This is a genomic window from Streptomyces sp. NPDC043878 (assembly GCF_056435735.1).
The window spans coordinates 61,850-76,845 of record NZ_JBWKDW010000027.1 but is presented as its reverse complement, the minus strand read 5'-3'; the positions used below and the strand labels follow the sequence as shown (position 1 = coordinate 76,845).

The following is a 14,996-nucleotide window of genomic DNA, read 5'->3' as shown; positions in this document are numbered from 1 at the left end:
GCCCCACATTCTGATCGCCCTCCCCGGTCTACCATCCCCTTCGATGGGCCCATGGTGCGGCGAGAGCGCGGGACGTGGCGGGGCGAAGTGGCCTGCATCGGCCTGAACCGAGGTTGGCGCTCCTGTCACTGCCTTCCCTTCGCGGTGGCGGGTCTCTTGGTTCCGTGTGAGATCTGACTGTCTCCCTGCGAGTGAACGGGGAGGGTGGACCAGTAGTTTCCAGGCGGAGCTGGGGTTTGCGGTCTCGGCCTGTTGAGCGGTCCTTGTGTCGCTCTCCTTGGGTGCGGAATCAGTCGATGACGGTGCGCTGGACGTCGCAGGCCTTGGCAGCGCCCCGGTCCTTGGACAGGTCGATCGTCCTGCCCTCGAAGTGCGCGATGGTCGACGTCCGGACTGGGCGGTTGGTGCTATGACGGTGACGCTTCCCACTGCCGGCGCGAGACCGCCGAGCGTGATGCCTGCCTTCACGGGGGAGGGTCCCTCTGCATGCTGCTTGCCCCCTGGTCGGATCGGTTCGAGGCCTGGTGGAGGGCTACTTGCGTTCGGCCGCCAGCCTGCCCCACCCGGGCAGGGAGGTCGACGTGTTTCAACCTGGGCTGAATCACGGTCGGCTGGAACAATCACCGGTGATCGCCAGGCACGGCTCGAGCACGAGGGGAAGCAGTGGTCTACCGGATCCATTTCACCGCCGAGGACCTGGCCCGGACCCGGGTGGCCGAATCGCCGAGGCCGATGCTGGAACTGACCAACGCGGTACGGGTTCTCCAGGACCGGAATCAGCCGGTTCGGTATGATGTATGGCGACAGCGGTCCTTTACCCGGTTGCTGCCGGAAGCGCGCCTGGCCCTCGATCTGATCCCGCCGCGCGGATGGACACCGGACTTCCTGGCCCGGGTGCAAGCGGGCAGCCCACAAGATCTGCTGGAACAGATCCGCTCGACCTCACCGAAAGAGATCCGTCAGACCCTGGCAGCCCTCGCGGAACACCAGCCGCTGCCGTCCTGGACCCGGCGGCTGGACGATGACCCACGCGTGCTGCAGCAGCTGGCCGACGGCATGCATCTCCTCCACAGGACGGTCTTGGCACCGTACTGGTCGCACGTGGTGACCGACCTTGCCGCCGACCGGGCCGTTCGGATACGCGAACTGCTCCACGGTGGCGTCGAGCGCCTGCTGACCGGGTTGTACCCGCCGCGCATCCGGTGGACACCGCCGACGCTGGAAGTCGCCATGGCCTCCGGCATGCAAGGTGAACTGTGGTTGGAGGGCCGGGGGCTGCTGCTGGTGCCATCGCTGTTCGGGTCGGAGTCACCGGTCATCGACCCCGATGCCGAGCCGCAGCCCTTCCTGACCTATCCCGCCAACTTCGGCGTCGGCCTCACCCCCCTGACCCCCTTCTCCGCAGAGTCCGCGGCAACCGCAAGCGCCCCCGAGGCTCTGACGTCGCTGCTGGGTCGGACCCGCGCCGCAGTCCTCCATGCCATCGCCACCTATCCCGGCTGCAACACGGCCGAACTCGCCCGCGTTCTGGGCATCGGCGCCTCCGGCGCCAGCCAACACGCCACCGTTTTACGACAGGCCGGACTGGTCACCACCCTCCGGCACCGCAACAACGCGGTGCACACCCCCACCAGCACCGGACTCAGCCTCCTCATGCTGCACGGCTGAAGGACCGCCCCAGGCCCCACCAAGGGGTTGCCGCCTTGCGAAGGTGGCGGCCGAAGGATCTGCGCGCGGTCACACCGTCGGACGCACTCGGGATGGTCCCTCGAAGACGTACCGGTCGGTGCATGACATCGTCTGCTCCCCGCACCCGCGGGGATGTTCCCGGCCGCGGAGGGCGAAGACGACGGTGTGCTGCGGCTGCTCAGCGACAACGAACTCGCCCAGCACCCCGACCCAGCGTCTGTCCTGCAGTCCTGGCTCACTGAGTCGGAGATTCGTCGGCAGTAGGCGGCGACTTTGTCGAGGATCTCGTCAGCGGTCTTCGTCCAGACGAAGGGCCTCGGATGCTCGTTCCAGTCGGCGAGCCAGCCGCGGATGTCGCGCTCGAGAATGGACGGAGCGGTGGACGCCACGCTTGAGTTCCTTCTGCGTGAGTTCGGCGAACCACCGTTCCACCAGGTTCAGCCAGAACGAACTCGTCGGTGTGAAGTGCAGACGGAAGCGCGGGTGGGCCAGCAGCCACTTCTTGATGGCGGGCGTTTTGTGGGTGACGTAGTTGTCGAGGATGAGGTGCACGTCGAGGTCGGCGGGCACTTCCTTGTCCAGCTTGTTGAGGAACTTCTTGAACTCCACGGCGCGATGTCGCCGGTGCGGGGAGCCGATCACCTTGCCGGTGGCGACCTCCAGGGCGGCGAACAGGGTGGTGGTGCCGGCGCGGACGTAGTCGTGGCTGCGGCGTTCGGGAACACCGGGCACCATCGGCAGCACCGGCTGGGACCGGTCCAGCGCCTGGATCTGCGACTTCTCATCCACGCACAGACACATGTGGCGCTACCGCAGGTCATTGGGCGCTTGCGGCGGGACGGACGACGATTTCGTTGACGTCGACCTGCGAAGGCTGGGAAAGGGCGTAGGCAATGGCTTCTGCGATGGCGGAGGCAGGCAGTGCTACGGCACGGTAGGTTTTCATGGCCTCCCTGGCTGCAGGGTCGGAGATGCTGTCGGTGAGTTCGGACTCGGTCACGCCCGGGGAGACGAGGGTGACTCGGATGTTCCCGGTGGACTCCTGGCGCAGTCCTTCGGAGATCGCGCGGACGGCGAACTTGGTGGCGCAGTAGACGGCGGCGGTGGGAGAGACCTCGTACGCGCCGACGGAGGCGATGTTCACAAAGTGCCCGCCGCCCTGAGCGCGCATCGCGGGCAGGGCGGCGGCGATACCGTGCAGGACCCCCCGCACGTTCACGTCAATCATCCGGTCCCACTCGTCGACCTTCAGGGCGTCCAGTGGCGAGAGCGGCATCACTCCGGCGTTGTTGACCACCACGTCCACTCGGCCGTAGCGCTCGCGGGCGGCGGACACGAAGGCCCGGACATCGGCGGCATCCGTGACATCCAGCCGCTGGAACGCCGCGGTGCCGCCTGCGGCGGTGATCTCCTTGGTAAGCGCATCGAGACGATCGGTGCGCCGTGCTCCTAGGAGCAGGCTGTGGCCGTCGGTGGCAAGCCGGCGGGCGGTCGCCTCTCCGATCCCGCTGCTTGCCCCGGTGACTGCCACGACCTTGGCTGTGTCTGTCATGCCTGCTTTTCCTCTCGGTAGAGCACGAGGTGCTCGTGGTAGAGCACGCCATCGCGGATGTCGCCCGTCGCGGTGAACCCGGAGTCGTCGACGTAATCGAGGTGGCTGCCGGTCACCGTGTAGCGGCCCGTGTACGCGCTGCGCCGGTTGCCGCGGGCCTCGTCGTACCGGCCGTCCGCCCGCAACTCCTGGCGGATGTGACCGTCCGCGGTCACCCACATACCGACCACGTCGGCGTTGCCGTCCTCCGTGTTCCCTGTCATGACGGACTCTCCTCGTCCATGGGTGCGGATCTGTCCTGCCCGACCGAGTCTGGACAGGTCGAAGACCGCCGACCAGGACGTGTGCTGCCTGGGTGCACCACACCCAGGCAGTACGCCGCCCCCGCGGCCTAGCCTGGGGACATGACCGACAACCATCTGGGAGAGTTCCTACGTGCACGCAGGGCAGCCGTGCGGCCGCAGGACGTCGGCATGGCGAGCTACGGCGTGCGCAGAGTCAACGGACTGCGCCGTGAGGAGGTCGCCGTCCTGGCCGGGGTGAACGCGGATTACTACACCCGCCTGGAACAGGGGCGCGAACGCCACCCCTCGGCCCAGGTACTCGACGCACTCGGCCGCGCCCTGCGACTGGGCCCCGACGCACACGCGCACCTGCACCAGCTGGCCGGGACAGCGCCGAGCAACCAGTTCACCCACACCACGGACCGCGTCAGTCCCGCCCTTCGCCAGCTGATGGACGGCTACCCGGGCGCCCCGGCGTTCGTCATCAACCGGACCTTGGACCTCCTGGCAACCAACGCCCTGGCCGAGGCCCTCCATTCACCCTTCGAGCAGGCGGACAATCTGGCCCGCATGACCTTCCTCGACCCGGCAGGCCGACAGTTCTACACCCGGTGGAGCTACACGGCACAGGCCACCGTGTGCCACCTGCGCCAGGCGGCCGGCCTCGACCCGGACAACCCACGGCTGCGCGAACTCGTCCGCACCCTCACCGAGCACAGCGCGGACTTCACCCGCCTGTGGAAGTCGCACGCCGTGCGTGGCAAGACTCAGGACGCCAAGCACTTCCTCCACCCGGACGTCGGACCCCTGACCCTCACCTACCAGGCCTTCGACGTACGCGACGCTCCAGGCCAGCAACTCGTCATCTACCAGGCCGAATCCGGCAGCCCCAGCGCCCAGGCCCTCAACCTACTCGGCTCCATCCACGCCAGCTCGAATCAGGCCGCCATGTAGCCGAAAGCGATGGCCGGGACCTGCCGGATAACCGCCTCAACCGGCGCTCACGTTCGGACACCACCTTGAGCAAACCCCGGAAACGCCGAGATCCCGCCCGATCAATCCGATCGGACGGGATCTCGGCAACCATCCAGACCCGGCTTCGTGAACGGTCCTGGCGGCCGACCGGGACGGACTCAGCCACGTTGGTTCAGAGCCCTGGTCAAGTCCCGGTTGGCCGCCCGCGCGGCATCGAGGTCGGACCGGACTTCATCCAACGCAGTGGTCAACTCGACGTTTTGCTGCTCCAGCCTCGCGATCTTGCGCTGGAGTTCGTCGATGTCCGTCGGGGCTCCGAGCCCTGACTCCTGCCATGCCTGAGCTCCCAGCGCCTGCGACAGTCGCTTTTCCAGCTGCTGAACGCGGGCAGCCATGCGGGTGTCGCGGGCCTGGGCGTTGGCGAGGTCGGCCTGGAGCGAGGCCCGGCTCACCGGCGATCCACCGGCGGCCGGGTCCTGGGCTGCCGGTTCGAGTTCTGCGGCGTGGACGATTCCGAGCAGGTCGCGGTGGCGGTAGAGGAGCGCCTGACCATCCGCCCACCACACCCACCGAACTTGCGAAAAGATCAGTAGGGAGCACGTCAAAATTCCCGGCCCAGTTCCAGCGGGGTCAACGGCTCGAAGCCAGTGTCGGTGACCAGGACCGTGTCGCCGAACCGGGCGCCGGTGACCCCTTCGACGTAGACGCCCGGCTCGATTCCGATGATCATGCCCGTCTCCAGAACGGTCGGATCGCCCGCCTTGATCTCGGGCCACTCCGGGTCGCTCAGCCCGATGCCGCGTCCGGTGCGGTGACGCAGGGCCGACGGCAAGCCGGCGGCCTCGATCGCCTCGATCGCCGCCTGGTGCACTTGCCCGGTGGTCACGCCGGGGCGGATGCGGTCGAGCGCCGCCTCCTGCGCCGCGCGAGCGACGCGCACCACGCGGAGCACGTCTGCAGAGAGCGCACTGTCGCCCACCTGCACCGGCCGGTCGAAGCAGATGCCATGGCCGAAGAAGGGACGGCCGCAGTAGCTGACCTGCAGGACGTCTCCATCCTCCATCATCCGTCCGGCGCCGACCGCATGGGCTCGCGACGACCGCTCAGCACCCGACCCGAGCACGTGGATGCCCTGCGGCAGCGGCGAGTGCTCGATGTCGCCGTTCCACCAGTACGCAGCGCGCTCGATGGCGGCGTCACGCGAAGCGCGCACGACCTCCCACTCGGCGACGCCCGCGGCGGCCACCGCGACCGTGGCCCGGAACTGGTGCACGGCGATGTCCGCGGAACGGCGGACGACGTCGATCGTCGCCTGGTCCTTGACCTTGCGGACTTCCCGAACGAGGGGAGTCGCGTCGGCGATCCGCTCGGCACCGAGGGCCGCCCGGAGCGCTTCGAGTGAGGCGGCAGAAGTCGCGTCGTAGTCGACTCCGATTCGGGCAGCGCCGCCGAACGGCTCCAGCACCCGCACGACCGCCTCGATCGCCGAGCGCGGCACGCCCTCCTCTTCCCACTCGATCCACTCCTGCGCGACCGGAATCCAGGACTGCTGCCGGATCTCGGGAGCCTCGATGCGCGGCGACACGAAGACCGGCTCACCATCGGCCGGAACGATGACCCAGACAGGCCGCACGGTGGCGATACCGTCGACACCGCCGAGGAAGCGGTGATTGTCGAAGCTGCTCAGCGCGAGGACATCGAAGCCGCTTTCGCGGATCGCTTTCTGCAGACGCAGCAGCCGGGTGCGATAGTCGTCGATGGTGGGAAACGCAAGCTCCATCTTCATCCTCCTTCTGTGAAGACTTCGGCAGAGCCGGGGATGGGACGATGGCACGGCCGTAGCCGAAACCACCGGGCAGGCTGCACACCTCGGCGGAGTAGAGCGCGGCTTCAGCGGCGGCCGCCGGAAGCTCCGCGCCCTCCCCGAGCCGCACTACGAGGCGGGCGATGAACGAGTCGCCGGGTCCGAGGGTGTCGACGTGGTGCGCGGGCGCGGCGGGCTGATGATGGACGCGCGTCCCGTCCGAGACGACCGCACCGCGGACGCCCCGAGTGACGATGACGAGCGGGCGCCACGTTTGCGCGCCCACTCGATCTGTTCCTCCACATCCGCAATGTCGCTGTCGGAGCGTGAGAAGGTCGCCACGGAGACGTACGGGGGCATCGGCGCCGCGTAGTCGTTGTCGCGGTCGAAGAAGTCGTACGAGACTGCGGCCCGCGCGGCGATCTTCAGAAGTGCCGACTCCATCCGGATCGTCTCGCAGAGGTGCACGAGGTCGAAGCAGGCGAGATAATCCAGGTCGGCAGCATCGGGCAGGAAGAGCGAGATGCCCTTGCCACACAGCCCGAAGGAGCGGTTGCCGGTCTCGTCGATAGACGGTCGCGAACGCGTTCTCGCCCTGTGCCCGCCGGACGTGATCCAGGCGGACACCCTCCGGGCGCAGACTCGTTTCGACGAGGTCACCCGCATCGTCCGAACCGAGCACGCCGACGTATGCCGGCGATCGCCCCGCTGCGCCGGGCGTGCACAGCGACATTCACGGCATCGCCGCCCGGATACATCATTCCTTCGTTCACGTAGCGGTCGACGACATTGTCGCCGAGACCGGCTGGCATCACTGGCGCCATCAGTACTCCACGGTAAACATGTAGCGACGGTGCGTGAGCGGGTTACCGGTCGCCGCCTCCAGATGTTCGGCGAGACGCTTCGACAACGACGAGAGCAGAAGCGGCGTGACCTCGCCGCGCAGTTCGGCCGGCACACCTTCCAGGGCGAAGCGCCGGGAATCGATGACGTGGGTGTTCGCGTTGTACCGCGAGAGGAACGCCTCGAGCCGGTCGATCTGGGAGCTGCTCGCATCCTCCCCCCGCCACATCAGGATCGGGGTGTCGCGGTCGACGATCTCGAACGCCCCGTGGAAGAACTCGTTGGCGTGGAACGCCGTCGCGCCAAGGCGCTGCATCTCCAGGAAATAGCACATCGCCATCCCGTAGCCCACGGCGTAGTTGGGGCCGCCCGCGAGCACGTATCGATGCGCCGAAGCGGCCATCGCGTCGGCGATGCCGGGGAAGAACTCGTCCGCCTCGTCGTGTGCGACATCGAGTGCCCGGGGCAGCGCGTCGAAGGCGCGCTGGATGCCCTCGTAGTCCCCGGAGACTCCCGCCTCCTGCAGCAGGGCGTAGCCGAGCTGTGAGATTAGCACCTGCTTCGGCGCAATGATCGTGCGATCGCTGTCGTAGACGAACACATCGTCGCCGAGCGGCGCCAGCGGGGTGCTCTCATCCTTGGTGAACGCCACGACCCGGGCGCCGGCCTCACGGGCTACGCGCGCGGCCTCCAGGGTCTCCTTCGTGGTGCCGTTGTGCGAGGCGATCAGCACCAGCGAGCCCCCGCCGAGGTGAGCAGGGCGGCGGATCACGAACTCGTCGCTGTTCATGTGGAAGACGGGGAACCTGGCGCTGCGGCGTTCGAGTAGGTAGTGGGTCGAGCCGAAGGCGTTGAGCGATCCGCCGCAGCCGACCAGGTACACGTTCTTCAGACCTGTGGCAACCACCTCGCGTGCGATCCGCTGGGCACGGCCACGCTGAGCGAGCGCCGCCCCCACGATCGATTCGAACTGGTCGTCCTTGACGACGACTGTGCTTGTGATGGACACGCTCATCCTCATTGTGCGAGATCAGGATAGGAAGCTTCCCGAACAGCGCTTGCTCTGGGCAGCGAACCCATGCTGCTGTACATGCCGCACGGGCAGCAGCGGACACCGGCTTCAACAGCCTGATGAACTACCAGCTCTGCCCTTCTGGACAGAAGTACTGGCTTCGGCGTTTTGAGGTGGTTGGCTGGTTCTTGCAGCTGACTAATGGTCACCTGCGCGGTATGCCGCTGGTATGCGCTATGCGGATGGGGGCTTCCCAATCTGGAAGTCAAGCGGCATGAATGACTGGACAAGGCCACGAAGTTAAGGGCGCCGGGGAGACTTCAACTCGCCTGTCAGCTGGGGACCTTGGAGATGCGAGAACGGGACCTCTGGTAGAAGCGGGAGACCGGCCATCTGGGCGACCTGACCCAGTACCTACCCTTCGAGCTCGTCGATGACGTGCTGAAACAGACACGAGCCGTGCAGCACCGGCTGCGGCAGTTGCCGTCCCGGGTGGGTGTGTACTTCTTCCTGGCCCTGGGGCTGTTTCCCGGTCTCGGGTATGCGCGAGTGTGGGACAAGCTGGTCGCCGGCCTGCACGGACTGCCACTGCCGGCCCCGTCGGAGAAGGCCCTGCGCGATCTACGCCGACGGCTGGGGCCCGCTCCGTTGAAGGCGCTGTTCGAGGTCATGGCCGGGCCCCTGGCTCAGCCCGCGACGCCAGGAGTGTGCTATCGGCGATGGCGGACGGTCGCCTTCGATGGCTGCAGCTCCATTGGAGCCCCTGACCAGCCCCGTATCCGCGCTCTTCTGGGCAAGATCAGGCGTACCTGTGGCGGCCTGGAGGGCTATCCGCGCCTGCGGCTGATGGCCCTGTGCGAGACGGGCACCCGTGGTCTGCTCGGTGCGGTGTTCGGCCCAGTCAACACCGGAGAGACGATCTACGCCCGTCGGTTGCTGCCGCTGTTGAACCCGAGCATGCTCCTGCTCGCCGACCGGGCCTTCGACGGCAGCGGCTTCCTCACCGCGGTGGGCGACACCGGGGTGATCTTGGTCGGCAGGGTGTCCGGGTGCGTGCTGCCCTTGCACACGTCGACCGGACCGGCGTCAGTGAGTGCCACCGGCCCCGCCGCGGGCGCGGGTCGGTACCGAGCCGGACCAGAGGCTCAGGTGAGCGACCTGGTCGGGGCCCGTGATGATCACCAAGTCCGCGCCCGCACCGCTACCTGGCCCTCACGCCAAAGGCCCGTACAACCATGGGACTTGAAGCCGCCTGGTTTCAGCCTGCGAACGTTTCTGCCCGCGGATCTTGCGAGAAGTATTGACGTCATTCATGGGATGTCTAGCATTCTCCCGATCGGAACTTCGACCACTGTTCGATATGTCGAACTATCGGAGTTCCACCACACCGGCATCCGGGCAGCCCTTGACGGGCCGGACCGGAGTCGCTTGCTCAAGGATGACGAGGTCCTTATGCGCAGACGCAGTTTCAGCCTCAGGCGCCCGTCCGCGGTGCTCGCCGCCGTGGTCGCGGCCCTGGCCGCGTTGGCGGCGCTGCTCGTCGCCGGCCCGGCTCAGGCGGCCACCACCAGCGACGTGCGCGGTGTTGATTCCGGCCGCTGTCTCGATGTGGCAGGCGTCAGCCAGACCGACGGCGCGAACGTGCAGATCTGGGACTGCCACGGTGGAATCAACCAGCAGTGGACGTTGACGGACAGCGCCCAGCTGACCGTGTACGGCAACAAGTGCCTGGATGTCCGGGGCGGCGGCACCACGTCCGGGACCCCGGTGCAGATCTGGACGTGTACCGGCACTGAGAACCAGCAGTGGCGGGTGAACCCCGACGGCACGATCGTCGGCGTGCGATCCGGGCTGTGCCTGGAGGTCTCGGGCTGGGGCAAGGCCAACGGCACGGAGGTGCGGCTCTGGTCGTGCCACGGCGGCGCCAACCAGAAGTGGACCGGCCTGTCCGGGGCGAGCAACGCGTGTGCTCTTCCGTCGACCTACCGCTGGACCTCGACGGGTCCGCTGGCGCAGCCGGCGAACGGGCAGCTCGCGCTGAAGGACTTCGCCACCGTGAAGTACAACGGCAAGAACCTGGTCTACGCGACCACCGCCAACGAAAGCGGGTGGGGCTCGACGGGGTTCAGTCCCTTCACGAACTGGTCGGACATGGGGGCGGCCACCCAGACCAAGACGAACCAGAACGCGGTGGCGCCCGAACTGTTCTACCTCTCGACCAGGAACATCTGGGTGATGGTGTACCAGTGGCCGTCGTTCGTCTACAGCACGTCCAGCGACCCCACCAACCCCAACGGCTGGTCCGCCCCGCAGCCGCTGTTCACCGGCAGCCTCCCCGCCGGCGAAGACGGCGCCCCGCTCGACGCGACCATGATCGCCGACAACCAGAACATGTACCTGTTCTTCGCCGGTGACAACGGCAAGATCTACCGGACGAGCATGCCGCTCGAGAACTTTCCCAGCAGTTTCGGCTCCTCGTACACGACGGTCATGAGCGAGACAAACAGGGACCTTCTGTTCGAGGCGCCGGAGGTCTACAAGGTCCAGGGCCGGGACCAGTACCTCATGATCGTTGAGGCGCAGGGTTCGAACCGCTACTTCCGCTCGTTCACCGCCTCCAGCCTGAACGGTCCGTGGACCGTCCAGGCCGGCAGCGAGAGCAGCCCCTTCGCGGGCCAGGCCAACAGCGGTTCCACCTGGGCCCAGGGCGTCAGCCACGGTGACCTGGTCCGCAACAACCCCGACCAGACCATGACCATCGATCCCTGCAACCTGCAGTTCCTCTACCAGGGCCTCCTCAAGGACATCCCGCCGAACACCGGCTACATGAGCCTGCCGTACCGGCCGGGCCTGCTCACCCTGCAGCGCTGACCCGCCTGATCCACGGTGATCGCGATGGGGTGCGGTCCGCCGACGCGTGGCCGAGCTGTCCACGGCGTGGGTAACTCCACCTGCTGACCGATACTCACCGCCTTGAGGAACCCCGGCCGCGCGTCGGCTGGGGTTCCTCTCTTTCGTGGACTCTCATCGTGGGTACGGACCGAAGCCCTATGACGCCACCAGGAATCCGCCTGCCGGCCGTGGTGTGCCGAGAATTCCGCAAGCCCGTCCCGGGCATCGGTCCGTGTCGCCGTCGTCCTCCTGGACCCACGTCGTCTTCCTGCTGCGACTACGAGCCCATCGCTTCGGCGCCGACGCCCACCTTGGCTTCGTTCACCTTCCGTGACAGCGTTTGTCGACCAGTTTGAGCGGCGATTTGCGATCTCTGGGGGAAAGGTCTTCACGAGTTCCAGCACGAGTGGTCTGCTTCCTGGGGCCCTTCGGCCAAGGGTCCACGTTCTGTAGCGGCGGGTGGTTGGCTCCGCCGCATGCCGGTGGAATTTCCCTCTTCCTGTGCTTCCTGTGCGGCTTCAGCCGCTCGGCCACCGCGGGGCGGTGCGCGGCCGGAAGCATGTGATGGTTCGCGCCGTCGAGGTGGAAAGGGAGCCCGGGCGTGTCACCGTCTCACCGGGTCACGGGATCACCGGGTCCGGTGAGACGGTGCGACCACGTCTCGGCGAAAAAAATGATTGAGATGGCAACCTTTCCGCTCTGAGTGGCCACTTAGGGGTGTACCGACGAGGGCGAGCCGTGGTCAGCGGCGCTACGCCCTCTATGTCACCACCCGATCGGAGCACCACGTGTCATCAGACGACCCGAGATCCGCCGAGCAGCCGATGCCTCGGGGTCGCACGCCCCGCCGTAGCCGGATGCTCCGGCGTTGTGTCGTAGGGGCGGTGGCGGTGCTCGCCGCCTCGGCCGGTGTCGGCGCCCTGGCACCCAGCGCGGTCGCCGCGTCGACCGTCGGCATCCGTGTGGATGCCGGTACCTCCTTGGGCACGGTGCCCAGCAGTGGTGCCGGCCTCAACACGGGCGTCGGCGACGAGCACATGGGGGACGCCAAGGTGTCATCGCTGATGAAGGCCGCGGGAGTTCGGCAGCTGCGCTTTCCCGGCGGCTCCGGCGCGGACGGCTACCACTGGAAGACCCACACCATGAGCGACGGCGGCTGGGTCGTACCCAACACCGACTTCGACCACTTCATGGCCACCGCGAAGAGGGTCGGCGCCCAGCCGATCCTGACCGCGAACTACGGTTCCGGCACCCCCCAGGAGGCCGCCGACTGGGTCAAGTACGCCAACGCCGACAAAGGTTACGGCGTGAAGTACTGGGAGATCGGCAACGAGGTCTACGGAAACGGGCACTACGGCAACGGCAAGGGCTGGGAAACCGACACGCACGCCGACAAGAGCCCGACGGCGTACGCGAAGAACCTGGTCGCCTACGCGAAGGCGATGAAGGCCGTGGACCCGAAGGTGAAGATCGGAGCGGTGCTCACCACCCCCGGCTTCTGGCCGGATGCGGAGAAGGCTCCCGGTGACACCGCCGACTGGAACAACACGGTGCTCTCCATTGCGGGACGCTCGATCGACTTCGTCATCGTCCACTGGTATCCGGGCGGCACCACCACGGCCGACCTGCTGAAAACCCCCTCCCGGATCGCCGGTGTCAGGTCCTCGCTGCGCTCGCTGATCGCCAAGTACGCGGGCTCGCGCGCCGCTTCGGTGGAGATCGCGGTCACCGAGACCGACACCGTCTTCTCGCCCGCCCTGACCAGCCAGGCCGCGGCCCTGTTCGCGCCGGACACCTACATGACCTGGTTCGAGCAGGGTGCCACCCACGTGGACTGGTGGAACCTGCACAACGGCTCGGGCGACGCACCCACCACCGTCAACGGCCAGACCGACTACCAGGACGGGGGTGTGCTCTCCGCTGGAACCTGCGCCGGGGGGAAGTGTGAACCGCCGCGCGAGACGCCCTTCCCCACCTACTGGGGCATCCGCTCGCTGACCGCACTGGCGCGGCCCGGCGACACCATGGTCAAGTCGTCCTCGGGCAACTCTTCGGTTGCTGTGCACGCGGTGCGGAGCGGCAACGGCGGTCTGAACGTCATGCTGATCAACAAGAGCCCGCAGAACGCGGCGCGGGTGTCGCTCTCGTACGCCGGATTCACACCGGCCGCGGGGGCGGTCACCACCGTTTCGTATGCCAAGGGAGACACTGCCCTGACGACGGCGAAGCGGGGCACGGCGGTCGCACAGACGCTGCCGCCGTACTCGATCACGACTCTTCAGCTGAAGCCCGCGTCGGGGACCGCCGGCGCTGGCAAGCCGACGCCCGCCCCCACGCCGACCGCCGTCACGCCGGTTGACTCCGCCCCCGGCACGACCGGCACCCGTGCGCAGGGGGAGATCGGCGCACCCGTCGGCCAGCCGACCCCGAGCAGTACGTCCGGCGACCTGGCTTCCACCGGGGCGAGCAACGCTGTCACGTACAGCGCCCTCGGTGGCCTTCTGGTCATCGCCGGCGGCGGCGTGCTGGTGCTTCGCGGACGTCGCCGCAGGGGTTTGCACGGGAAGTGAGACCGCGTGAGTGACTGACGGCCCGGCAGCAACGCCACCACCCGTGGCGTACGCGCCGGGCCGTCGGCCTCCGCGCCGGCGTCGGCGGTCAGAAAACAAACAAGCGGCAGATCGGCTCCGGGCGCCGGCCGCGCCGATCCTCGACGTCACCTCGGCCTCGATCAGCTCCTGGAGCATCCGCTCGGCCACGGACCGGACGAGTTCGAGTCCGTCCGCCGAACGCAGTGACTCAAGCAGCCGAAGTAAGTCCTGCTGGGACAGGCCATCATGCACCTCCTGGTTGAACTTCCCGTTCACCAGGGAGAGTTGCATGGTGGCCCGCCTGCCGGGCAAGAAGCGGAATCCCAACGACACAACGACACAGCCCCCGGGAGGTACGCCCCCAGGTCGATCGGCTACACCACGAAGCGGGACGCCCTCCCCTATCGACGGGCCGGACATCTTTCAGCCGTGACCTCAGCAGAAAGTGAGCGTGAGCGTCGTAGGCACTCAAGTTCGGAGAGATCTGACCCGCGTGGCACACACCTGGTTACTGGTGCCCGGTCCAAGTTTTTTCGGACCTCGCTGTCGGCCGTGCGACCTCGGGCGCGCGCAGGCCGAAACTCCCCTTGCCCAGCGGGTAAGGGGAGTTTCGGTGGGCTTGAACCGGATAGCGATGTCAGCAGGAGGGCAAGCCCACGAAGCCGGCGCGGACGAGCTTCCACTGCTGGTCCACGCCGCCCCAGTCCGAGTACTGGACGATGCCGGTCCCGTCGGCGGAGGAGAAGCCCGGTACCTCGACGGCCTTCCCGCTGTTGCGGTTGATCAACCGGACGTATCCGTCCGATGAGTCCGCCAACCGGAACTGCTGGTTCACGCCACCGTGGTCGCTCCACTGGTGGATGGGGGCGTTGTCGGCCGTGCTTGCCGGAGTGCCTCGCCTTCAACCGGTAGTAGCCGCCACCGGAGTCCACGCAGCTCCAGCAGCCGGGCCTCGGCCACGGCCAAGTCCTCATCTACGTTGAAGCAGATGTGAAGCTGCTGGGGAACGACTTGGCCGGGCCAGCTCGGAGCCCGGTAGTCGTCGACCCGCTGAAAACCGATGAGGAGTCCGTGCTCACCATTGAGGCCCGCGAAGTCGGCGTCCGACTTCGGGTGCAGTTCAAGGCCGGTGGCCTGCCGATAGAACGCCGCCAAGGCCAGCGGATCAGGGCAGTCGAGCGTTATCGCAACCAGCTTCATCTGCAGGGACATGGCACCTCCGGGCCGACCAGTGAACTTCCGCCACGAGCACCCTAGAGACAGCTACCTGCGGTTGAGCGGGAAACCGGCCGCCGATGTGTCCCACTCAACCGTAAGCGCCGCTGGTCACAGCCTTGTCCTACCCACAGTTATC

11 protein-coding genes and 4 pseudogenes are annotated in these 14,996 nt (G+C 67.3%); 5 read left to right on the top strand and 10 right to left on the bottom strand.

The annotated features are described in order from the left end of the window. Window positions 1-663: 663 nt before the first annotated feature. Window positions 664-1,668, top strand: coding sequence for an ArsR/SmtB family transcription factor (locus tag AC07AZ_RS30950; RefSeq protein ID WP_478853570.1), 1,005 nt, complete (start codon window positions 664-666; stop codon window positions 1,666-1,668). Between the two features lie 260 nt (window positions 1,669-1,928). Here AC07AZ_RS30950 and AC07AZ_RS30945 read toward each other — a convergent pair. The 3 genes and pseudogenes from AC07AZ_RS30945 to AC07AZ_RS30935 all read right to left on the bottom strand — a co-directional run. After that, window positions 1,929-2,496: pseudogene (locus AC07AZ_RS30945) on the bottom strand (IS630 family transposase); the annotation flags it as partial. Between the two features lie 10 nt (window positions 2,497-2,506). Next, window positions 2,507-3,241 carry an SDR family oxidoreductase gene (locus AC07AZ_RS30940; RefSeq protein WP_478853568.1) on the bottom strand — a complete coding sequence of 245 codons (735 nt, stop codon included), beginning with the start codon at window positions 3,239-3,241 and terminating at the stop codon, window positions 2,507-2,509. After that, a complete protein-coding gene (locus AC07AZ_RS30935) occupies window positions 3,238-3,504 on the bottom strand; it encodes an Atu4866 domain-containing protein (RefSeq protein ID WP_478853566.1) in 267 nt (88 codons plus the stop codon). The genes AC07AZ_RS30940 and AC07AZ_RS30935 overlap by 4 nt, the downstream gene beginning before the upstream one ends. Before the next feature lie 141 nt (window positions 3,505-3,645). Between AC07AZ_RS30935 and AC07AZ_RS30930 the strand changes: the two genes are divergently transcribed. After that, entirely contained in the window at window positions 3,646-4,479 is an 834-nt protein-coding gene (locus AC07AZ_RS30930; RefSeq protein ID WP_478853564.1) for a helix-turn-helix transcriptional regulator, read from the top strand. Between the two features lie 179 nt (window positions 4,480-4,658). Here AC07AZ_RS30930 and AC07AZ_RS30925 read toward each other — a convergent pair whose 3' ends face one another. From AC07AZ_RS30925 to AC07AZ_RS30910, 4 genes and pseudogenes are all read right to left on the bottom strand, one after another. Beyond that, window positions 4,659-5,066 carry a hypothetical protein gene (locus AC07AZ_RS30925; protein ID WP_478853562.1) on the bottom strand — a complete coding sequence of 136 codons (408 nt, stop codon included), beginning with the start codon at window positions 5,064-5,066 and terminating at the stop codon, window positions 4,659-4,661. Between the two features lie 35 nt (window positions 5,067-5,101). Next, entirely contained in the window at window positions 5,102-6,280 is a 1,179-nt protein-coding gene (locus AC07AZ_RS30920; RefSeq protein ID WP_478853560.1) for a M24 family metallopeptidase, read from the bottom strand. A 130-nt stretch (window positions 6,281-6,410) separates the two neighbouring features. Continuing rightward, window positions 6,411-7,037, bottom strand: a pseudogene (locus AC07AZ_RS30915) (PfkB family carbohydrate kinase); the annotation flags it as partial. A gap of 90 nt (window positions 7,038-7,127) precedes the next feature. Beyond that, a complete protein-coding gene (locus AC07AZ_RS30910) occupies window positions 7,128-8,156 on the bottom strand; it encodes an SIS domain-containing protein (protein WP_478853558.1) in 1,029 nt (342 codons plus the stop codon). A gap of 396 nt (window positions 8,157-8,552) precedes the next feature. On the opposite strand from AC07AZ_RS30910, the pseudogene AC07AZ_RS30905 reads away from it, so the two are divergent. The 3 genes and pseudogenes from AC07AZ_RS30905 to AC07AZ_RS30895 all read left to right on the top strand — a co-directional run. Further along, a pseudogene (locus AC07AZ_RS30905) lies at window positions 8,553-9,221 on the top strand (transposase domain-containing protein); the annotation flags it as partial. A 390-nt stretch (window positions 9,222-9,611) separates the two neighbouring features. Then, complete coding sequence (locus AC07AZ_RS30900) at window positions 9,612-11,030, top strand: non-reducing end alpha-L-arabinofuranosidase family hydrolase (RefSeq protein ID WP_478853556.1); 1,419 nt, start codon at window positions 9,612-9,614, stop codon at window positions 11,028-11,030. 905 nt (window positions 11,031-11,935) lie between these two features. Next, window positions 11,936-13,621 (top strand): LPXTG cell wall anchor domain-containing protein, encoded by a 1,686-nt coding sequence (locus tag AC07AZ_RS30895; RefSeq protein ID WP_478853554.1) that lies wholly within the window; start codon window positions 11,936-11,938, stop codon window positions 13,619-13,621. A 129-nt stretch (window positions 13,622-13,750) separates the two neighbouring features. On the opposite strand, the pseudogene AC07AZ_RS30890 reads toward AC07AZ_RS30895, so the two are convergent. The 3 genes and pseudogenes from AC07AZ_RS30890 to AC07AZ_RS30880 form a co-directional block, all read right to left on the bottom strand. Then, window positions 13,751-13,933, bottom strand: a pseudogene (locus AC07AZ_RS30890) (hypothetical protein); the annotation flags it as partial. 346 nt (window positions 13,934-14,279) lie between these two features. Beyond that, a complete protein-coding gene (locus tag AC07AZ_RS30885) occupies window positions 14,280-14,477 on the bottom strand; it encodes an RICIN domain-containing protein (protein ID WP_478853552.1) in 198 nt (65 codons plus the stop codon). Then, the gene (locus AC07AZ_RS30880) at window positions 14,474-14,854 is read right to left on the bottom strand and encodes a VOC family protein (protein ID WP_478853550.1); all 381 of its coding nucleotides are present in this window, start codon (window positions 14,852-14,854) and stop codon (window positions 14,474-14,476) included. Before AC07AZ_RS30880 ends, AC07AZ_RS30885 begins: the two co-directional genes overlap by 4 nt. Between the last annotated feature and the right edge of the window lie 142 nt (window positions 14,855-14,996).